Genomic DNA, 20,426 nt, shown 5'->3' with positions numbered 1-20,426 from the left:
GCCTGTTCGCGGGTGAGCCCGCCCCCACAAAAGCCTGCGCAGGTGTCTGACCCTGTACCAGGTCTTGTGGGAAGGGGTTCACCCGCGAAGCAGGCGACTCGGTTTTTCAGTGTAGACACTCACCCACTAACCGGGCGCAAGCATCAGGTTGGGCGCCAGGCGATGAAAACCTTCCTCATCCAGGCGCATGTCCAGCGCAAGGCTGGCCAGGTCGTCGGCCAAGGGCTCGGCCGCTGCGTCGTTTTCGAGGTAGTTCTGCTTGAGGTAGCTTTCACACCCCGGGCAGCACTCGGCCCGCAGGGGCGCCTTGCCGGGTAGATGGCGGTCATTCTCAAGGCTGGTATAGCGCAAGTCCTTGCTCGACTCGCAGTACACGCACTTGACCCGCACCACATGCCATTCACAGGCACACAACGCGCACACCAGATAGCGCAGGCCGTTGTGCTTGCCACGGTTGCGTACCACCCCGGCCATCGCCGGCGAGCCGCAGGCCGGGCACTGGGCCAGGCTGCCAGCGGGTTTGAGTTCAGGCGCCGGCAATGCCAGCAGCCAACTGGACCAGGCCGCCTGCAATGCAGCCCCGAGCAATGGCACCAGTGCGGGCGGCACCGCGTCATACTGCCCTGCCAGCAACGCGAACCCCCAGCCTTTGCGCTGGTTGTCATCACTGCCACGCAGCACCTGCAAGGCCTCCGCCAACGGACCCTGGGGTTCGTCGCCAAAGTGACCGAGCAAGGCCTGCAGCCAGACCAGCCAAGCCCCGTCACGTACCAGGCTGTCTGCCGCCAGCGGCGGCAAACCATGGCTTATGCACAGGCGCTGGCGCGCCTCAGCCACCGGCAGGGCGCCAGGGGGGTTATCCACAAGCTGCTGCTGCACACGGCACAACCGCGCAACCAGCCTCAGGTAGTCGCCCAGGGCATTGCCCTGGGCCAGCGTGTCCAAACGCGCAGCCCGCACTTCAAACAGGTTGGCCGGCGGCAGGTGCAGAAACGGCGGCATCACCGCCGACGCTTCGATCTGCCCAGGTTCGAGTATCGTGCTCAAGCGCTCATCCTTCTTTTCGTCCGTGATGACTCGGCGGCTTGTCGCCAGTCACTTCGCGGTACCACAGTTCATGGTGCTTGCGTGCCCAGGCGCGGCTTACCCAGCCGTGCAGCATGGCGCCAATCGAGCCTTTGATCCAGATACCGGCGTAGATGTGCACGATAATGCTGAGGACCAGCACGAAGGCCGCCAGTGCATGCAGCAACGCCGACAGGCGAATTACCTCGATGCCGAACCAGTGGCTGAAATACGCTCGCCAGATCACCACACCACTGACCAGCAAGACCAGCATGCACACCAGCAGGGTCCAGAACAGCAGCTTCTGCCCGGCGTTGTACTTGCCGATTGGCGGTACGCCCTCCTCCTGGTTACGCATTACCCGGTCAACCCGGCGCAGCCAGAGGCGATCATTCGCGGTGATGAAGTTGGCCCGCCAGAAGCGCACCACCAGGCCAACGAAGAACACGAACATCGCCACCCCCAGAAACGGGTGCAGGATGCGCGTCCACGGACCACCGCCAAACAGGTTGCTGAGCCAGAACAGTGCCGGGTGAAACAGCGCCAACCCCGACAGCCCGGCGAGAAAGAACAGGATCGCCACCAGCCAGTGGTTGCTGCGCTCGTTGGCGTTGTAGCGCAAGATGGGTTTGTTGTCGTTCATGGCCGCTGCTCCCCTTGCCCACCGGGCTTGCTCGGATCATAGACATGCACTGCAGGGTCCACTGTCTGCACGCTCGGGTCGGCTGCGGCCGGGTGTTCGTCCTCCTCCACCCGCTGTGGCCCGACCCGCACATAGTGGAAGAACCCGGCCAGCACCGCTGCGCCCATCGCCAACAACGCCAGGGGCTTGGTAAAGCCCTTCCACAACCCTACCAGCGGGCTGATCACCGGCTGATCCGGCAGGCCGGCATACAGCTTGGGGGTATCGGCATGGTGCAACACGTACATCACGTGGGTACCGCCGACGCCATCCGGGTCATACAACCCGGCGTTGTCATAGCCACGCGATTTCAGGTCGACGATGCGTTCGGCGGCATGCACCTTCATCTCGTCCTTGGTGCCGAACACAATTGCCCCGGTCGGGCAGGTTTTCACACAGGCCGGCTCCAGGCCCACGGTCACGCGGTCGGAACACAGGGTGCACTTGTACGCCTTGTGGTCTTTTTGCGAGATGCGCGGAATGTTGAACGGGCAGCCGGTGATGCAATAGCCACAGCCAATGCAGTGGTCCTGGTTGAAGTCGACGATACCGTTGGCATGCTTGATGATCGCCCCTGGGCTTGGGCACGCCTTGAGGCAGCCTGGCTCGGCACAATGCATGCAGCCGTCCTTGCGGATCAGCCATTCCAGGTTGCCGTCGTCGCGCTCGTGCTCGGTAAAGCGCATCAGCGTCCAGGTCTCGGCAGTGAGGTCCTGGGGATTGTCGTAGGTGCCGTGGTTGTGGCCGACCTCGTCACGCAGTTCGTTCCACTCCGAACACGCCACCTGGCAAGCCTTGCAGCCGATGCACTTGGTGGTGTCGATCAGCTTGGCGACTTCCTGCTGCTGGCGTACCGAGGGCGGCACGGTGGTGGTGGCCGAGCGGGCGATGATGTCTTGGCTGGCCATCAGAGTTTCTCCACTTTGACGAGGAACGACTTGGACTCTGGCGTCTGCGTGTTGCCGTCACCCAGGAATGGCACCAGGGTGTTGGTCAGGTAGCCATGCCGGGTTGCGCCGGTGAAGCCCCAGTGCAGCGGAATGCCGATCTGGTGCACGGTCTGGTTGTTGACCTGCAGCGGGCGAATCCGCTTGGTCACGACCGCCACCGCGTCGATATGGCCACGCTTGCTCGACACCCGTACCCGGTCGCCAGCCTTGATGCCTTTTTCATTGGCCAGCACCTCGCCGATCTCGACGAACTGCTCGGGCTGGGCGATGGCGTTGAGCCGGCAATGCTTGCTCCAGAAGTGGAAGTGCTCGGTCAGCCGGTAGGTGGTCGCCGCGTACGGGAATTCATCGTGCTTGCCGAGGGTGTCCCATACCGAGTCGAAGATGCGCCCGGCCGGGTTGCTGATCGCCTTCTTGTTCTGCGGGTGCAGCGGGTTGATGCCAATCGGCGTTTCGAACGGCTCATAGTGCTCGGGAAACGGGCCTTCGGCCATCTTGTCGATGGCGAAGAACCGCGCCACGCCCTCGGGGTTCATGATGAACGGGTTCATCCCCGCCTCGGGTGGCGAGTCGACCTTGAAGTCGGGCACGTCGGTCCCGGTCCAGGTCTTGCCGTTCCACCACACCAGGCGTTTCTTTTCCGGATCCCAAGGCTGGCCTTGCGGGTCGCTGGAGGCACGGTTGTAGAGGATGCGGCGGTTGGCCGGCCAAGCCCAGGCCCAATTCTGCACCTGGTGCATGCCGTACGGGTCGCTGTTATCGCGGCGAGCCATCTGGTTGCCCTGCTCGGTCCAGCAGCCGGCAAAGATCCAACACCCCGATGCCGTGCTGCCATCGTCCTTGAGTTGACCGAAGCCCGACAATTGCTGGCCAGCCTTGAGGGCTGCACCGACAGCATCGGTAAGGTCGGTGACCGCCCAGCCGTTCATTTCCTTGGCCAATTCCTCGGGGGATGGCTCATCAGCAATCTTGTACGGCCAGCTGATGTTCATGATCGCATCAGGGTAGGTACCGCCCTCGGTCTGGTAACGCTGACGCAGGCGCAGGAACAGCTCGCTCATGATCTGCACGTCGGTGCGGGTTTCGCCCGGCCCGTCGGCACCTTTCCAGTGCCACTGCAGCCAGCGGCTGCTGTTGACCAGCGAGCCATCTTCCTCAGCGAAGCAGGTGGTGGGCAGGCGGATCACTTCGGTCTGGATACTGGCCGTGTCCACGTCGTTGAACGGCCCCATGTTGCGCCAGAACTCCGAGGTTTCGGTGGCGAGCGGGTCCATGACCACCAGCCACTTGAGCTTGGCCAAAGCCGCAGTAACGCGGTTCTTGTCCGGCAGCGCGGCGATGGGGTTGAAGCCTTGGCACATGTAGCCGTTGACCTTGCCCTGGCCCATCATCTCGAACATGCGCAGCACATCGTAAGCCGGCACATCCAGCTTGGGCAGCCAGTCATAGCCCCAGTTGTTTTCAGCCGTGGCGTTGGCACCGTACCAGGCCTTCATCAGGCTGACATGGAACTTGCCGTAGTTCTGCCAGTAAGACAGCTGCCCCGGGCGCAGCGGTTTGGAGGCGCGCTTGTCGATATAGGCTGCGTAATCCTGTTCGGCATCGCCGGCCAGCGTCAGGTAGCCCGGCAGCGAATTGGACAGCAGGCCAAGGTCGGTGAGGCCCTGGATGTTGGAGTGGCCGCGCAACGCGTTGACCCCACCACCGGGCATGCCCACGTTACCCAGCAGCAACTGCACCATGGCGGCACTGCGGATGATTTGCGCACCGATCGAGTGTTGTGTCCAACCCAAAGCGTAGAGAATCGTCATGGTCTTGCCCGGCACCGAGCAGCTGGCGATCTCTTCCCAGACTTTCATCATGGCGTCCTGCGGCATGCCACAGGTCATGCTCGCCAACGCCGGGGTATAGCGGCTGTAGTGCTGCTTCATCAGCTGAAACACGCAGCGCGGATGCTGCAGTGTCGGGTCGACCTTGGCGTAGCCATCCTCACCCAGCTCATAACCCCAGCCGGACTTGTCGGCATACACGCGCTTGGCCTCGTCGTAGCCGCTGAACAGCCCGTCTTCGAAGCCATAGTTCTCTTTGACGATGAACGACACGTCGGTGTAATTGCGCACGTATTCGTGCTGGATCTTGTCGTTGCTCAGCAGGTAGTTGATCAGACCACCCATGAAGGCGATGTCGGTACCGGTACGGATTGGCGCGTAGTAGTCGGCCACCGAAGCCGTTCGGGTAAATCGCGGGTCGACCACGATAAGCCGCGCCTTGTTGTGCGCTTTGGCCTCGGTCACCCATTTGAAGCCGCACGGATGCGCTTCTGCTGCGTTGCCACCCATCACCAGGACCAGATTCGCGTTGGCGATATCTGACCAGTGGTTGGTCATGGCGCCACGGCCGTACGTCGGGGCAAGACTTGCCACCGTCGGGCCATGTCAGACACGTGCTTGGTTATCGAACCCCAGCATGCCTGTTGCGCGGATGACCTTGTGGGTCAGGTAGCCCGCCTCGCTGGAGGCGGCGGAGGCAGCGAGAAAACCGGTGGTGAGCCAGCGGTTGACGGTTTGCCCCTGGGCGTTCTTCTCGATGAAGTTGGCGTCACGGTCCTGCTTCATCAGGTCGGCAACGCGGTCCAGGGCCTCGTCCCAGCTGACCCGTACCCATTCCTGGCTGCCAGGCTTGCGCACCTCTGGGTACTGCAGGCGGCTCGGGCTGTGGATAAAGTCCAGCAGGCCGGCACCTTTCGGACAGAGGGTGCCGCGGTTGACCGGGTGGTCGGCGTCACCTTCGATATGAATGATGTTCTGTTTGACGTTCTTGCCCGCATCGCCCTGGCTGTACAGGATCAGGCCGCAGCCGACCGAACAGTACGGGCAGGTATTTCGGGTCTCTTTGGTGTGCGCCAGCTTGAAGTGGCGCACCTGCTCGGCAAAGGCTGGCGTGGGGGCCATGCCCAACGCCGCCAGGCTCGAGCCTCCAAGGCCGATAGCGGCGACCTTGAAGAATTGCCGACGGTTCAGGTCCATCGTGCACTCCTGATCAGGTTTGGACGCACGAAACATTGCCGGCGCCTCTTGGTAGTCACGGTGGCGGGCCAAATTCTGCTCGCCAATGGATAAGACTAGTCAAGAATCGAGAAGGTGCGATGACATGTGTCAGGTAGAGAGCACTATGCCGGGTTACTGGGCTCATCACTTTCGGAAATGGACTACATAACTCCGCTCAGAAAGTTACTAGATTGAGGAAAATTCCGACAAAGGAACTGTCCCCATGAACACCAAGCCTCTGCTGCTGAGCCTGCTGATCGCCGGTACTGCCATCCTCGCACCCGCTGCTGCAGCGACTTCGGACGAAGCAGCTTCGCCGCTCACCTCGCAACAAGCGCGAAACATGGCGGCAGCCGCCGAACTGGCGGCCATGGCCCAAGGCCATGCGATCGTCATCAGCATCATCGACAACCACGGTAAGCCCAAGTATTTCCACCGTATGGACGGCGCAGACAAAGCCAGTATCAAGCTGGCGCAACTCAAGGCTGAGACTTCTGCCCGCTTCCCCTTGGCCTTACCCACCTCTGGCGAACACAGCCCTGCACACCCGGCTAAACCCTATGCATCGTTGCCGGGGCTCACCTTGCTGGAGGGAGGCCTGCCAATCATGGATAAGAACGGCCTGCACATCGGCGGCATCGGCATCAGCGGCGCAACGCCGGAGCTGGATGCGCAGTTCACCCGGGTGGCGCTTGAAGAACTGGGTGGTGAAAGCACCCTCTGAGGTGACTGCGCTGGCCTGCCGCATTCATAAAAAAACCCAGGGCCAAGGCCCTGGGTTTCTGGTTTCGCTAGCCGCCTGATGTTCTGATCAGAACGGAATATCGTCATCGAAGCTATCGAAGTCAGCAGCCGGCTGAGGCGCTGGCTGCTGTGGCGCCGGGCGCTGAGGGGCCTGTTGCGGGCGCTGGGCCTGCTGGCGCGGCGGGGCCTGGTTGTACTGCTGTTGACCACCACCCTGGTTGTAGTTGCCGCCACCCTGGTTGTACGGATCACCGCCCTGCTGCTGGCCCTGCGGGCGCCCGCCGAGCAGCTGCATGGTGCCGTTGATGTCGACGATGATCTCGGTGGTGTAACGCTTGATGCCGTCTTTTTCCCACTCGCGGGTCTGCAGCTTGCCTTCGATGTAGCACTGCGAACCTTTACGCAGGTACTCACCGGCAATTTCGGCAACCTTGCCGAACAGCGACACACGGTGCCACTCGGTACGCTCGACCTTCTGGCCCGACTGCTTGTCGGTCCACTGCTCGCTGGTAGCCAGGCTCAGGTTGGTCACGGCGTTACCGTTGGGCAGGTAGCGGACTTCGGGATCCTGGCCACAAGTGCCGACCAGAATGACTTTGTTAACCCCACGGGCCATAACGTTCTCCTAGGCTTCGCACGCCGAAGAGGCTGGATTCACCAGTCGCTCGAGGGTCGCACGGTCCAAAATTTTCGTATCCAGTTTGATATAGATGGCCGCTTCCTCAGCAACCACCACAGCGTCGGTCACACCCGGCACGGCCATCAGTCGCTCGGTCAGGCCGGCTTCCCGGGCTGCCTCTGGCGTCAGCGGCATCCGCAAGCTGGTCACATACGGCGGCTCGTTCATGGACAACGCGACGATCAGCCAGATTGCACACAATACCGCGCAGCCGAGGAATACCGTGTCCAACCCACCGTGCTGGAACAGCCAGCCACCCAGAATTCCACCCAGTGCCGCACCAAGGAACTGGCTGGTGGAATAAACCCCCATTGCCGTGCCCTTGCCACCGGCAGGCGACACCTTGCTCACCAGCGAAGGCAGTGAGGCCTCCAGCAGGTTGAATGCGGTAAAGAATACCACGGTGCCAATCACCAGTCCGCGCAAACCGTCAGCCCACTCCCAGAAGTATATCTCTGTCAGCAGCAGGACACTGACTGCACCGGCCAACACACGCTTCATCTTGCGCTTTTTTTCGCCGTAGATGATGAACGGCACCATTGCAAAAAATGAGATGAACAGTGCGGTCAGGTAGACCCACCAGTGCTGCTCTTTTGGCAGCCCGCCACGCTCGACGAAGGCCAGGGGCAGCGCGACGAAGCTGGCCATGAGGACGGCATGCAGCACGAAGATGCTCACGTCCAGGCGCAAAAGGTCCGGATGACGCAGGGTCGGGCCGAGTGCTTTGCGCGCCACACCCGACTCGCGGTGCTGCAGAAGGCTGTGGGTACTGGGCACAACGAAGGCGATCAGCAGGATGCCGACCAGGGCAAGCCCGGCAGTGGCAAGGAACAATCCTGACAAACCAAAGGCACTTGTCAGCAGTGGCCCGACGACCATGGCCACGGCAAACGACAGGCCGATGCTCATGCCGATCATGGCCATGGCCTTGGTCCGGTGTTGTTCACGGGTCAGGTCCGAGAGCAGCGCCATGACGGCAGCCGAAATTGCCCCGGCACCTTGCAGGATGCGCCCCGCGATCACCCCCCAGATAGAGTCGGCCTGGGCCGCCAGGACACTGCCCAAGGCAAAGATCACCAACCCCAGGTAGATGATCGGGCGCCGCCCGATGCGGTCGGAAATCATCCCGAACGGAATCTGCAATACCGCCTGGGTCAGGCCATAGGCCCCGATGGCCAGGCCAATCAGCGCAGGTGTGGCACCGGCCAGGCCCATGCCGTAGGTGGCCAGTACCGGCAAGACCATGAACATGCCCAGCATACGAAAGGCAAAGACCAGGGCCAGGCCACCAGCAGCGCGGGTTTCGCTGCTGCTCATGCGCTCGTTGTGGGTGTCATGCATGGCGTAACCTCGTGTGAACCGGCGGCGATTCTATCAGTCCGACAGCTTGACGGCATCTACGCGACGCTTTGCCGCGTACTGGCAGGGGGCCGTATAATTCTTTGTTTATGCCCGCCAAGCGAGGCCGCAGTGGACAAGATCCTGATTCGTGGGGCACGTACCCACAACCTGAAGAACATCGACCTGACCTTGCCCCGGGACAAGCTGATCGTGATCACCGGCCTGTCCGGTTCCGGCAAGTCTTCGCTGGCGTTCGATACCCTGTACGCCGAAGGCCAGCGCCGCTACGTGGAATCGTTGTCGGCCTACGCCCGGCAATTCCTGTCGATGATGGAAAAGCCCGACGTCGACACCATCGAAGGTCTGTCCCCGGCAATCTCCATCGAACAGAAATCGACGTCGCATAACCCGCGCTCGACGGTCGGCACCATCACCGAGATCTACGACTACCTGCGCCTGCTGTACGCCCGCGTCGGTACCCCACGCTGCCCGGACCACGACATTCCGCTGGAGGCGCAAACCGTCAGCCAGATGGTCGACCTGGTGCTGGAGCGCCCCGAAGGCAGCAAGCTGATGCTTCTGGCGCCGGTGGTGCGCGAGCGCAAGGGCGAGCACCTGGCAGTGTTCGATGAAATGCGCGCGCAGGGTTTCGTGCGCGCCCGGGTCAACGGCAAGCTCTATGAGCTTGATGAGTTGCCCAAGCTGGACAAGCAGAAGAAGCACAGCATCGATGTGGTAGTGGACCGTTTCAAGGTGCGCGCCGACCTGCAGCAGCGCCTGGCCGAATCGTTCGAAACTGCGCTGAAACTGGCCGACGGGATTGCCCTGGTGGCACCGATGGACGACGAGCAAGGCGAAGAGACGATCTTCTCCGCCCGTTTCGCCTGCCCGGTGTGCGGCCACGCGATCAGCGAGCTGGAGCCCAAGCTGTTTTCCTTCAACAACCCGGCGGGTGCCTGCCCGACTTGCGACGGCCTGGGTGTGAAGCAGTTCTTCGACACCAAGCGCCTGGTCAATGCCGAGCTTACCTTGGCCGAGGGTGCCATCCGCGGCTGGGACCGCCGCAACGTGTACTACTTCCAGATGCTCGGCTCACTGGCGGCGCACTATGGCTTCAGCCTGGAAGAGCCGTTTGGCGAGCTGTCTGCCGAGCACCAGAAGGTGATCCTGCAAGGCAGCGGCAAGCACAGTGTCGACTTCAAGTACCTCAACGACCGCGGCGATATTGTCAAGCGCTCGCACCCGTTCGAAGGCATTGTGCCGAACCTGGAGCGCCGCTACCGCGAGACCGAATCGGCCACCGTGCGTGAAGAACTGGCCAAGTTCCTCGGCACCCAGCCCTGCCCGGACTGCCGCGGCACCCGCCTGCGTCGCGAAGCGCGCCACGTGTGGGTTGGCGAGAAAACCCTGCCGGCGGTCACCAACCTGCCCATTGGCGATGCCAGCAGCTATTTTGCCGAACTGACCCTGACCGGCCGCCGCGGCGAAATTGCCTCGAAAATCCTCAAGGAAATCTGCGAACGCCTGCAGTTCCTGGTCAACGTAGGCCTCGACTACCTCACCCTGGACCGCAGTGCCGACACCTTGTCGGGGGGCGAGGCCCAGCGTATCCGCCTGGCCAGCCAGATCGGCGCAGGCCTGGTGGGGGTGATGTACATTCTCGACGAACCGTCGATCGGCCTTCATCAACGCGACAACGACCGCCTGCTGGCGACGCTCAATCACCTGCGCGACCTGGGTAACACGGTCATTGTGGTGGAGCATGATGAAGACGCCATCCGCCTGGCGGACTACGTAGTGGACATCGGCCCAGGTGCGGGCGTACATGGCGGGCAGATCGTTGCCGAGGGGTCGCCGCAGGAGGTCATGGACCATCCTGACTCGCTGACGGGCAAATACCTGTCGGGGCGCAAGAAGATCGTCGTGCCCGCCAAGCGCACGCCGCGCAACAAGAAGCTGCAACTCAAACTGAAGGGGGCACGCGGTAACAACCTGCAGAATGTTGACCTCGAGGTGCCGATTGGCTTGTTGACGTGCGTGACCGGGGTATCTGGCTCGGGCAAGTCGACGCTGATCAACAACACCCTGTACCCGCTGGCAGCGACCGCCCTGAATGGCGCGAGCAGCATCGAGGCGGCGCCGCACAGCAGCATGGACGGCCTGCAGCACCTGGACAAGGTCGTGGATATCGACCAGAGCCCGATTGGCCGTACCCCGCGCTCGAACCCGGCTACCTACACCGGCATTTTTACTCCGATCCGTGAGCTGTTCTCCGGCGTGCCCGAGTCGCGCTCCCGCGGTTATGGCCCCGGGCGCTTCTCGTTCAACGTCAAGGGCGGCCGCTGCGAGGCCTGCCAGGGCGATGGCTTGATCAAGGTGGAAATGCACTTCCTGCCGGACATCTACGTACCCTGCGACGTGTGCAAGAGCAAGCGCTACAACCGCGAGACCCTGGAGATCAAGTACAAGGGCAAGAACATCCACGAGGTGCTGGAGATGACCATCGAGGATGCCCGCGAGTTCTTCGATGCGGTGCCGGCGTTGGCGCGCAAGCTGCAAACACTGATGGACGTGGGTTTGTCCTACATCAAGCTGGGGCAGTCGGCGACCACCCTGTCCGGCGGCGAGGCGCAACGGGTCAAGCTGTCCCGCGAGCTGTCCAAGCGTGACACCGGCAAGACCCTGTATATCCTCGACGAGCCGACTACTGGCCTGCACTTTGCCGATATTCAGCAGTTGCTGGATGTGCTGCACCGCCTGCGCGACCACGGCAACACCGTGGTGGTGATCGAGCACAACCTGGATGTGATCAAGACGGCCGACTGGCTGGTGGACCTGGGGCCAGAGGGTGGCTCCAAGGGTGGGCAGATCATTGCCTGCGGTACGCCGGAAGAACTGAGCGAGATGAAACAGTCGTATACCGGGCATTACTTGAAACCGCTGCTGGAGCGGGATCGGGCCTAAGGCATTTGGGGGCGCTTTGCGCCCCATCGCGACACAAGGCCGCTCCTACAGGCGATCGCATGAACCTTTGGGTTGCGCGATCGCCCGTAGGAGCGGCCTTGTGTCGCGATGGGCTGCTAAGCAGCCCTCGGCTATTACATCTGCGATTGCAGGTAGTTCTCCAGGCCAATGGCCTTGATCAGCCCCTGCTGCTTTTCCAGCCAGTAGGTATGATCTTCTTCAGTGTCGGCCAACTGCGCACGCAGAATGTCGCGGCTGACATAGTCCTTGTGCAATTCGCACAACTCGATGCCTTTGCACAACGCAGCGCGCACTTTGTATTCAAGCTTGAGGTCGGCTTCGATCATTTCCGGCACGGTGCTGCCGACTTCCAAGTCGTCTGCACGCATGTCAGGCGTACCTTCCAGCATGAGGATACGACGCATCAGCGCATCAGCGTGTTGCGCCTCTTCTTCCATCTCGTGGTTGATACGCTCGTAGAGTTTGGACAGGCCCCAGTCTTCGTACATGCGCGAATGAATGAAGTACTGGTCGCGTGCCGCCAGTTCGCCCTTCAGCAGCGTGACGAGGTAGTTGATTACGTCCGGATGGCCTTGCATCGCCCTGTTTCTCCATGTGGAAGCTTCTATGCCGCATAGTGTGAACCAGCTTTTGCCGAAGGTCACTGAAAAAGGCGCAATCCGGGCAAAAAATCGGCTAAACAGTAGTGATATTCATTGAAAAACCGCCCAAATGAGGGCGGTTCTTCTTATCACTTCGAGTTAAGCGAGTTTCACGCCCAACGCCTTGGCGATACCTTCGCCATAGGCCGGGTCAGCCATGAAGAAATACTGCAACTGGCGCTGGATGACATCGTCACTGACCCCTGCCATCGCCCCGGCGATGTTGCTGATCAGCAGCGCCTTCTGCTCGTTGCTCATCAAGCGGAACAGCGCGCCGGCGTGGCTGTAGTAGTCGTTGTCCTCACGGTGATCATGGCGGTCCGCTGCACCGGTGAGCGCCAGTGCAGGTTCAGCGTGACGCGGTGACTGCTTGGGTGCGTCGGCGTAGCTGTTAGGCTCGTAATTCGGCGCCGCACCATAACTGCCGGTCGCCATGGAGCCGTCGCGCTGGTAGCTGTTCACCGCGCAGCGCGGTGCATTCACCGGCAGTTGCTGGTGGTTGGTACCGACACGGTAGCGGTGGGCGTCAGCGTAGGCGAATACGCGGCCCTGCAGCATGCGGTCGGGTGACAGACCAACGCCAGGCACCATGTTGCTAGGCCCAAACGCTGCTTGCTCGACTTCAGCGAAATAGTTGAGCGGGTTCCGGTTAAGCTCCAGCACCCCCACCTCGATCAGCGGGTAGTCCTTCTGCGACCAGGTTTTGGTGACGTCGAACGGGTTTTCCTCACGGCTCGCCGCCTCTGCTTCGCTCATGACCTGCATGCACACGGTCCAACGCGGGTAGTCACCACGCTCGATGGCTGCAAACAAGTCGCGCTGAGCATAGTCCGGATCGGTACCGGCCAGGCGTGCCGCTTCTGCGGAGGCGAGGTTCTTGATGCCTTGCTGGGTCTTGAAGTGCCACTTCACCCAGGTGCGCTCGCCTTTCTGGTTGATCAGGCTGTAGGTGTGGCTGCCAAAGCCGTGCATGTGGCGATAGCCATCCGGGATGCCTCTATCCGAGAACAGAATGGTCACCTGATGCAGCGCTTCAGGCGAATGCGACCAGAAGTCCCACATCATCTGGGCATTCTTGAGGTTGGTCTGTGGGTGGCGCTTCTGGGTGTGGATAAAGTCCGGGAACTTCAACGGGTCGCGAATGAAGAACACGGGGGTGTTGTTGCCCACAATGTCCCAGTTGCCTTCTTCGGTGTAAAACTTGACAGCGAAGCCGCGCGGGTCACGCTCGGTATCGGCTGAACCACGCTCGCCACCAACGGTGGAAAAACGCAGGAAGGTTTCGGTTTGCTTGCCGATTTCGCCGAAAAGCTTGGCGCTGGTGTAGGCCGTTATATCGCGGGTGACGGTGAAGGTGCCGTACGCACCCGAACCCTTGGCGTGTACGCGGCGCTCCGGAATGTTCTCGCGATTGAAATGGGCGAGCTTCTCGATGAGGTGGAAGTCGTCGAGCAACAATGGGCCACGTGGGCCGGCGGAGCGGGAGTTCTGGTTGTCGGCTACTGGTGCACCGCTGGCGGTGGTAAGAGTCTTGCTCATGGGCTCTCCTTATCGGTCTTCGAACGCCGGCTGATCGGCTATGGGGAGAGTATCGATGAGCCAGGCTGCCAGAACAAATTCATTGGCTGACTTGTATCAATAGAAATAAACAATAGCTGCAGACACAAAAAACCGGGCACTAGGCCCGGTTCCTTGTAGCAGACAGAACGTCTTACTCAGCAGCTTCTACAGCACCGCCGACCGGACGATCAACCAGCTCGACGTACGCCATAGGCGCGTTGTCGCCAGCGCGGAAACCGCACTTCAGGATGCGCAGGTAGCCGCCCTGGCGGGTGGCGTAACGCTTGCCCAGGTCGTTGAACAGTTTGCCAACAGCGGACTTCGAACGGGTACGGTCGAAGGCCAGACGACGGTTAGCAACGCTGTCTTCCTTGGCCAGGGTGATCAGCGGCTCGGCAACGCGGCGCAGTTCCTTGGCTTTCGGCAGGGTGGTTTTGATCAGCTCGTGCTCGATCAGCGACACTGCCATGTTCTGGAACATAGCCTTGCGGTGAGAGCTGGTACGGCTCAGGTGACGTCCACTTTTACGATGACGCATGATTCATTCCTTACCAAACACTACGTTCGGTGATTACGACGATCAGGCGGTCGCCTTGTCGTCTTTCTTAAGACTTGCAGGCGGCCAGTTGTCGAGGCGCATGCCGAGAGACAGACCACGAGAGGCCAGGACGTCCTTGATTTCAGTCAGGGACTTCTTGCCGAGGTTAGGAGTTTTCAACAACTCTACTTCGGTACGCTGAATCAGGTCGCCGATGTAGTAGATGTTCTCCGCCTTCAGGCAGTTGGCCGAACGTACAGTCAGTTCCAGGTCGTCAACCGGACGCAGCAGGATCGGATCGATCTCGTCTTCCTGCTCGACTACGACAGGCTCGCTATCACCTTTGAGGTCGACGAACGCGGCCAACTGCTGTTGCAGGATGGTCGCAGCGCGGCGGATAGCCTCTTCAGGGTCCAGGGTGCCGTTGGTTTCCAGATCAATGACCAGTTTGTCCAGGTTGGTACGCTGTTCAACACGGGCGTTCTCGACCACATAGGCGATACGACGCACCGGGCTGAACGAAGCGTCCAACTGCAGACGGCCAATGCTACGGCTTTCGTCTTCGTCGGTTTGACGGGAGTCGGCCGGCTCGTAACCACGACCACGAGCTACAGTGAGCTTCATGTTCAGGGCGCCGTTCGACGCCAGGTTCGCGATTACGTGATCGGGGTTGACGATCTCGACATCGTGATCCAGCTGAATATCGGCAGCGGTAACCACCCCCGAACCCTTTTTCGACAAGGTCAGCGTAACTTCGTCACGACCGTGCAGTTTGATAGCCAGGCCTTTCAGGTTCAACAGGATTTCAATGACGTCTTCCTGAACACCTTCGATCGCGGAGTACTCATGGAGTACGCCATCGATCTCGGCCTCGACTACTGCACAGCCAGGCATGGAGGACAACAGGATGCGGCGCAGCGCGTTGCCCAGGGTATGGCCGAAACCACGCTCGAGAGGCTCGAGCGTAATCTTGGCGCGGGTCGGACTGACTACCTGCACATCAATATGGCGGGGAGTCAGGAACTCATTTACCGAAATCTGCATGGATGCACCTATTTTCTAGCCCTTACTTGGAGTAGAGCTCGACAATCAGGTTCTCGTTGATGTCGGCAGACAGGTCGCTGCGAGCAGGAACGTTCTTGAAAACGCCCGACTTTTTGGCAGCATCCACGTCAACCCACTCAACGCGGCCACGCTGGGCGCAGAGTTCAAGGGCTTGAACAATGCGCAGCTGGCTCAGCGACTTCTCGCGAACCGCGACCACGTCACCCGGACGAACTTGGTAGGATGGAATGTTTACAGTTTTACCGTTGACGCTGATCGCTTTGTGCGAAACCAGCTGACGGGACTCGGAACGAGTCGAGCCGAAGCCCATACGGTAAACGACGTTATCCAGACGGCACTCGAGCAGTTGCAGCAGGTTCTCACCGGTTGCGCCTTTTTTCGAGGCAGCAGCTTGGTAGTAACCGCGGAACTGACGCTCCAGAACACCGTAGATACGACGAACTTTTTGTTTCTCACGCAGCTGGGTGCCGTAGTCGGACTGACGGCCACGGCGCTGGCCGTGGATACCTGGGGCTGCTTCGATGTTGCACTTCGATTCCAGAGCGCGAACGCCGCTCTTCAGGAACAGGTCAGTGCCTTCACGACGAGACAGTTTGCATTTTGGACCAATGTAACGTGCCATTCTTCTGTCTCCTGATTACACGCGACGCTTCTTCGGCGGACGGCACCCGTTGTGCGGGATAGGCGTCACGTCGGTGATGCTGGCGATCTTGTAGCCGCAGCTGTTCAATGCACGAACGGCGGACTCACGACCTGGACCTGGACCCTTGACGTTTACGTCGAGGTTTTTCAGACCGTATTCCAGCGCAGCTTGACCAGCACGCTCAGCAGCAATCTGAGCTGCGAACGGGGTGGATTTGCGCGAACCACGGAAACCCGAACCACCGGAGGTCGCCCAGGACAAAGCATTGCCCTGACGGTCGGTGATGGTCACGATGGTGTTGTTGAAAGATGCATGGATGTGGGCGATGCCATCAACCACTGTCTTTTTAACTTTTTTACGAGGACGAGCAGCAGGTTTTGCCATGTCTATATTCCTGGGCGATTACTTGCGGATCGGCTTACGCGGGCCCTTACGGGTGCGTGCGTTGGTCTTGGTGCGCTGACCGCGAACCGGCAGACCTTTACGATGACGCAGGCCGCGGTAGCAACCCAGGTCCATCAAGCGCTTGATCTTCATGTTGACGTCACGACGCAGGTCACCTTCAGTGGTGAACTTCGCGACTTCGCCACGCAGGGTTTCGATTTGCTCGTCGCTCAGATCCTTGATCTTTGCGGCTGGGTTTACACCAGCGTCTACACAGATCTTCTGTGCAGTTGTGCGACCGACACCATAGATGTAGGTCAGCGAGATAACAGTATGCTTGTTATCTGGAATGTTGACGCCTGCAATACGGGCCATTCAGTGGGACTCCAATTGACAGCTACCTACGCCCCGGAAGCCAAGAAATAGGGCGCGAGATAATATCGCTGTAGAAACGAATAATCAACCCAGCAGCACACTAGCTGCTGGGTTTGAAGCGCAGATCACACTCAGCCTTGGCGCTGTTTGTGACGCGGTTCCGCGCTGCAGATCACTCGTACGACGCCTTCGCGACGGATGATCTTGCAGTTACGGCACAGCTTTTTCACCGATGCACGAACTTTCATTACCGACTCCTCGAACCTTAGGGGCGTATCAGCGCAGCAGGCCGCTGCCACCGTAGCCTTTCAGGTTGGCTTTCTTCATCAGGGATTCGTACTGGTGCGAAACGAGGTGCGATTGTACTTGGGACATGAAGTCCATCACAACCACTACCACAATCAGCAACGAGGTCCCGCCAAGGTAGAACGGCACATTTGCTGCCACCACCAGGAACTGGGGCAGAAGGCAGACGGCCATCATGTAAAGAGCACCGAACATGGTCAAACGGGTCAGTACGCCATCAATGTAGCGCGCCGACTGCTCACCAGGACGGATACCCGGAATAAAGGCACCGGACTTCTTCAGGTTTTCCGCTACGTCTTTCGGGTTGAACATCAACGCTGTGTAGAAGAAGCAGAAGAAAATGATCCCTGCACTAAACAGCAGAATGTTCAACGGCTGACCAGGAGCGATCGACTGCGAGATGTCCTGCAGCCAGCCCATACCTTCGGACTGACCGAACCAGGCACCCAGCGAAGCCGGGAACAGCAAAATGCTGCTCGCGAAAATGGCCGGGATAACCCCCGCCATGTTCACCTTCAACGGCAAGTGGCTGGTCTGCGCAGCGAAGACCTTGCGGCCCTGCTGACGCTTGGCGTAGTGAACGGCGATACGACGCTGACCACGCTCAATGAACACCACGAAACCGATAATCGCTACTGCCAGCAAACCGATTGCGACCAGGGCGAAAATGTTGATATCGCCTGTGCGTGCAGACTCGAAAGACTGCCCGATTGCTCTCGGAAGACCGGCAACGATACCCGCGAAGATCAACATCGAGATACCGTTGCCCACACCGCGCTCGGTGATCTGCTCGCCCAGCCACATCATGAACATCGCGCCCGCCACGAAGGTGGAGACGGCGACGACATGGAAGCCCAGGCCTACAGAAAACGCCACGCCCTGGTTGGCCAGGCCAATGGACATGCCAATGGCTTGAACCAGTGCCAGGATAACGGTGCCGTAGCGGGTGTACTGGCTGATCTTGCGACGGCCAGCTTCACCTTCCTTCTTCAACTGCTCCAGTTGCGGGCTGACCGCAGTCATCAGCTGCATGATGATCGATGCCGAGATGTACGGCATGATCCCCAGTGCAAAGATGCTCATGCGCTCGAGCGCGCCACCGGAAAACATGTTGAACAAGCTAAGAATGGTCCCCTCATTCTGCCGAAACAGATCCGCCAGACGGTCCGGATTGATGCCAGGTACCGGGATATGTGCGCCTATCCGATAGACGATGATCGCCATGAACAGAAAGCGCAGACGAGCCCAGAGTTCCGACATCCCGCCCTTACCGAGCGAAGAGAGAGCACCTTGCTTAGCCATTTATTCCTCGAATTTGCCGCCAGCTGCTTCGATAGCCGCACGCGCACCCTTGGTGGCTGCGATACCCTTGATGGTGACTGCGCGAGTAACTTCGCCAGACAGCATGATTTTCACACGCTGAATGTGCTGGTTGATCACGTTGGCATCCTTCAGGGATTGCACGGAGATCACGTCGCCTTCCACTTTGGCCAGCTCGGACAGACGCACTTCAGCGCGGTCCATGGCTTTCAGGGAAACGAAGCCGAACTTCGGCAGACGACGGTGCAGCGGCTGTTGACCGCCTTCGAAGCCAGGAGCGATCGAACCACCCGAACGGGAAGTCTGACCTTTGTGGCCACGGCCGCCGGTCTTACCCAGACCGCTACCGATACCACGACCTGGACGATGCTTCTCGCGACGGGAACCCGGCGCTGGACTCAGATCATTGAGTTTCATCGATTAGCCCTCGACCTTCAGCATGTAGTAAGCCTTGTTGATCATCCCGCGGTTCTCGGGAGTATCCTGGACTTCTACAGTGTGACCGATGCGACGCAGACCCAGGCCTTTAACACACAGTTTGTGGTTAGGCAGACGGCCCGAGACGCTCTTGATCAGCGTTACTTTTACGGTTGCCATGATCAGAAGATCTCCTCGACGCTCTTGCCGCGCTTGGCAGCAATGGATTCAGGAGATTGCATGGCTTTCAGACCCTTGAAGGTGGCGTAAACCACGTTCACTGGGTTGGTCGAACCGTAGCACTTGGCCAGAACGTTCTGAACACCAGCAACTTCCAGGACAGCACGCATTGCGCCACCGGCGATGATACCGGTACCTTCCGAAGCAGGCTGCATGTAAACCTTCGAGGCGCCGTGGGCAGCCTTGGTGGCGTACTGCAGGGTAGTGCCCTTCAGGTCAACCTGGATCATGTTGCGACGGGCAGCTTCCATGGCTTTCTGGATCGCGGCTGGTACTTCGCGCGATTTGCCACGGCCGAAGCCGACACGACCTTTACCATCACCTACCACGGTCAGCGCGGTGAAGGTGAAGATACGGCCGCCTTTTACGGTTTTGGCAACGCGGTTAACTTGAACCAGCTTCTCGATGTAGCCTTCGTCGCGCTTTTGATCGTTATTTGCCATAACTTAGAACTCCAGCCCGCCTTCACGAGCAGCATCAGCCAGCGCTTTGACGCGGCCATGGTACTTGAAGCCGGAACGGTCAAAGGCAACTTGAGATACACCGGCGGCTTTCGCACGCTCAGCTACCAGCTTGCCAACCTTAGTGGCCGCGTCGATGTTGCCAGTGGCGCCATCACGCAGTTCTTTGTCCAAGGTCGAGGCGCTTGCCAGAACCTTGCTGCCGTCGGCCGAAATGACCTGGGCGTAGATGTGCTGCGAGGAGCGGAACACGCACAGGCGCACGACTTCGAGTTCGTGCATCTTGAGACGTGCTTTGCGAGCGCGACGCAGTCGAATAACTTTTTTGTCGGTCATTTACTAGGCCCTACTTCTTCTTGGCTTCTTTACGACGGACTACTTCGTCCGCGTAACGCACACCTTTACCTTTGTAAGGCTCTGGCGGACGGAAGTCGCGGATTTCAGCGGCCACCTGACCCACCAGCTGCTTGTCGATACCCTTGATCAGGATGTCGGTCTGGCTTGGGGTTTCAGCGGTGATACCGGCTGGCAGTTCGTAGTCCACTGGGTGCGAGAAGCCCAGAGCCAGGTTCAGGACGGTGCCTTTAGCCTGTGCCTTGTAACCAACACCGACCAGCTGGAGCTTGCGCTCGAAGCCTTGGCTTACGCCTTGGACCATGTTGTTCACCAGAGCGCGGGTGGTACCGGCCATGGCGCGAGCTTGCTGGTCACCGTTGCGAGCGACGAAACGCAGCTCGCCAGATTCTTCGGTAACTTCAACAGACGAGTGAACGTTCAGTTCGAGAGTGCCTTTGGCACCCTTCACCGAAAGCTGCTGGCCGGCGAATTTGACTTCGACGCCTGCTGGCAGCTTAACGGGGTTCTTAGCGACGCGAGACATGCCTATCTCCCCTTAGAACACTGTGCACAGAACTTCGCCGCCGACACCGGCAGCGCGCGCAGCGCGATCAGTCATCACACCTTTGTTGGTGGAGACGATAGAC

23 protein-coding genes are annotated in these 20,426 nt (G+C 60.0%); 2 read left to right on the top strand and 21 right to left on the bottom strand.

What is annotated here, in order from left to right:
* Nucleotides 1–126: 126 nt before the first annotated feature.
* The 4 genes from fdhE to fdnG are packed head-to-tail and all read right to left on the bottom strand — an operon-like array spanning nt 127 to nt 5,723.
* A complete protein-coding gene (fdhE, locus tag APH30_RS14365; protein WP_009685689.1) occupies nt 127–1,047 on the bottom strand; it encodes a formate dehydrogenase accessory protein FdhE in 921 nt (306 codons plus the stop codon).
* Between the two features lie 4 nt (nt 1,048–1,051).
* Nucleotides 1,052–1,708, bottom strand: a complete 657-nt coding sequence (locus tag APH30_RS14360) for a formate dehydrogenase subunit gamma (RefSeq protein WP_054912907.1) — start codon at nt 1,706–1,708, stop codon at nt 1,052–1,054.
* A complete protein-coding gene (gene fdxH / locus APH30_RS14355) occupies nt 1,705–2,655 on the bottom strand; it encodes a formate dehydrogenase subunit beta (protein ID WP_009685687.1) in 951 nt (316 codons plus the stop codon). The genes APH30_RS14360 and fdxH overlap by 4 nt, the downstream gene beginning before the upstream one ends.
* Nucleotides 2,655–5,723 (bottom strand): formate dehydrogenase-N subunit alpha, encoded by a 3,069-nt coding sequence (gene fdnG, locus APH30_RS14350; RefSeq protein ID WP_156326471.1) that lies wholly within the window; start codon nt 5,721–5,723, stop codon nt 2,655–2,657. The genes fdxH and fdnG overlap by 1 nt, the downstream gene beginning before the upstream one ends.
* Before the next feature lie 244 nt (nt 5,724–5,967).
* Between fdnG and APH30_RS14340 the strand changes: the two genes are divergently transcribed.
* The gene (locus APH30_RS14340; protein ID WP_082416171.1) at nt 5,968–6,468 is read left to right on the top strand and encodes a heme-binding protein; all 501 of its coding nucleotides are present in this window, start codon (nt 5,968–5,970) and stop codon (nt 6,466–6,468) included.
* A gap of 87 nt (nt 6,469–6,555) precedes the next feature.
* Here the strand turns inward: APH30_RS14340 and APH30_RS14335 are convergent, their stop codons facing one another.
* Both APH30_RS14335 and APH30_RS14330 read right to left on the bottom strand, forming a co-directional pair.
* On the bottom strand, nt 6,556–7,104 hold the full coding sequence (locus APH30_RS14335) for a single-stranded DNA-binding protein (RefSeq protein ID WP_009681967.1): 549 nt from the start codon (nt 7,102–7,104) through the stop codon (nt 6,556–6,558).
* 9 nt (nt 7,105–7,113) lie between these two features.
* Complete coding sequence (locus APH30_RS14330; RefSeq protein ID WP_054912905.1) at nt 7,114–8,508, bottom strand: MFS transporter; 1,395 nt, start codon at nt 8,506–8,508, stop codon at nt 7,114–7,116.
* Nucleotides 8,509–8,637: 129 nt separating this feature from the next.
* Between APH30_RS14330 and uvrA the strand changes: the two genes are divergently transcribed.
* The gene (uvrA, locus tag APH30_RS14325; RefSeq protein WP_029885054.1) at nt 8,638–11,472 is read left to right on the top strand and encodes an excinuclease ABC subunit UvrA; all 2,835 of its coding nucleotides are present in this window, start codon (nt 8,638–8,640) and stop codon (nt 11,470–11,472) included.
* Between the two features lie 134 nt (nt 11,473–11,606).
* Here uvrA and bfr read toward each other — a convergent pair whose 3' ends face one another.
* From bfr to rpsH, 15 genes are all read right to left on the bottom strand, one after another.
* Nucleotides 11,607–12,071 carry a bacterioferritin gene (gene bfr, locus APH30_RS14320; protein WP_009681979.1) on the bottom strand — a complete coding sequence of 155 codons (465 nt, stop codon included), beginning with the start codon at nt 12,069–12,071 and terminating at the stop codon, nt 11,607–11,609.
* A gap of 162 nt (nt 12,072–12,233) precedes the next feature.
* On the bottom strand, nt 12,234–13,673 hold the full coding sequence (locus APH30_RS14315; protein ID WP_054912904.1) for a catalase: 1,440 nt from the start codon (nt 13,671–13,673) through the stop codon (nt 12,234–12,236).
* 172 nt (nt 13,674–13,845) lie between these two features.
* The gene (gene rplQ, locus APH30_RS14310) at nt 13,846–14,232 is read right to left on the bottom strand and encodes a 50S ribosomal protein L17 (protein ID WP_003255451.1); all 387 of its coding nucleotides are present in this window, start codon (nt 14,230–14,232) and stop codon (nt 13,846–13,848) included.
* 42 nt (nt 14,233–14,274) lie between these two features.
* Nucleotides 14,275–15,276 (bottom strand): DNA-directed RNA polymerase subunit alpha, encoded by a 1,002-nt coding sequence (rpoA, locus tag APH30_RS14305; protein WP_003255452.1) that lies wholly within the window; start codon nt 15,274–15,276, stop codon nt 14,275–14,277.
* A 22-nt stretch (nt 15,277–15,298) separates the two neighbouring features.
* Nucleotides 15,299–15,919 carry a 30S ribosomal protein S4 gene (gene rpsD, locus APH30_RS14300; RefSeq protein ID WP_009681977.1) on the bottom strand — a complete coding sequence of 207 codons (621 nt, stop codon included), beginning with the start codon at nt 15,917–15,919 and terminating at the stop codon, nt 15,299–15,301.
* Between the two features lie 15 nt (nt 15,920–15,934).
* Nucleotides 15,935–16,324, bottom strand: a complete 390-nt coding sequence (gene rpsK, locus APH30_RS14295; RefSeq protein WP_003255454.1) for a 30S ribosomal protein S11 — start codon at nt 16,322–16,324, stop codon at nt 15,935–15,937.
* 18 nt (nt 16,325–16,342) lie between these two features.
* Nucleotides 16,343–16,699, bottom strand: a complete 357-nt coding sequence (rpsM, locus tag APH30_RS14290; RefSeq protein WP_009681976.1) for a 30S ribosomal protein S13 — start codon at nt 16,697–16,699, stop codon at nt 16,343–16,345.
* Nucleotides 16,700–16,830: 131 nt separating this feature from the next.
* The gene (gene rpmJ, locus APH30_RS14285; RefSeq protein WP_002555468.1) at nt 16,831–16,947 is read right to left on the bottom strand and encodes a 50S ribosomal protein L36; all 117 of its coding nucleotides are present in this window, start codon (nt 16,945–16,947) and stop codon (nt 16,831–16,833) included.
* A gap of 28 nt (nt 16,948–16,975) precedes the next feature.
* Nucleotides 16,976–18,307: a preprotein translocase subunit SecY gene (gene secY, locus APH30_RS14280; RefSeq protein ID WP_003257108.1), complete on the bottom strand. Its 1,332-nt coding sequence runs from the start codon at nt 18,305–18,307 to the stop codon at nt 16,976–16,978.
* Entirely contained in the window at nt 18,308–18,742 is a 435-nt protein-coding gene (rplO, locus tag APH30_RS14275) for a 50S ribosomal protein L15 (protein WP_003255461.1), read from the bottom strand.
* Between the two features lie 3 nt (nt 18,743–18,745).
* The gene (gene rpmD, locus APH30_RS14270; protein ID WP_003255463.1) at nt 18,746–18,922 is read right to left on the bottom strand and encodes a 50S ribosomal protein L30; all 177 of its coding nucleotides are present in this window, start codon (nt 18,920–18,922) and stop codon (nt 18,746–18,748) included.
* A 2-nt stretch (nt 18,923–18,924) separates the two neighbouring features.
* Nucleotides 18,925–19,425: a 30S ribosomal protein S5 gene (gene rpsE / locus APH30_RS14265; RefSeq protein WP_003255465.1), complete on the bottom strand. Its 501-nt coding sequence runs from the start codon at nt 19,423–19,425 to the stop codon at nt 18,925–18,927.
* 3 nt (nt 19,426–19,428) lie between these two features.
* Complete coding sequence (rplR, locus tag APH30_RS14260; RefSeq protein ID WP_009681973.1) at nt 19,429–19,779, bottom strand: 50S ribosomal protein L18; 351 nt, start codon at nt 19,777–19,779, stop codon at nt 19,429–19,431.
* 10 nt (nt 19,780–19,789) lie between these two features.
* A complete protein-coding gene (rplF, locus tag APH30_RS14255; protein ID WP_009681972.1) occupies nt 19,790–20,323 on the bottom strand; it encodes a 50S ribosomal protein L6 in 534 nt (177 codons plus the stop codon).
* Between the two features lie 12 nt (nt 20,324–20,335).
* A partial coding sequence (gene rpsH, locus APH30_RS14250) for a 30S ribosomal protein S8 (RefSeq protein ID WP_082416170.1) occupies nt 20,336–20,426 on the bottom strand: 91 nt, incomplete at its 5' end.

The organism is Pseudomonas sp. NBRC 111127 (genome assembly GCF_001320345.1).
GTDB lineage: Bacteria > Pseudomonadota > Gammaproteobacteria > Pseudomonadales > Pseudomonadaceae > Aquipseudomonas > Aquipseudomonas juntendi.
Note: the sequence above shows the minus strand (reverse complement) of the source record. Positions and strands in the feature narration are given on the sequence as shown.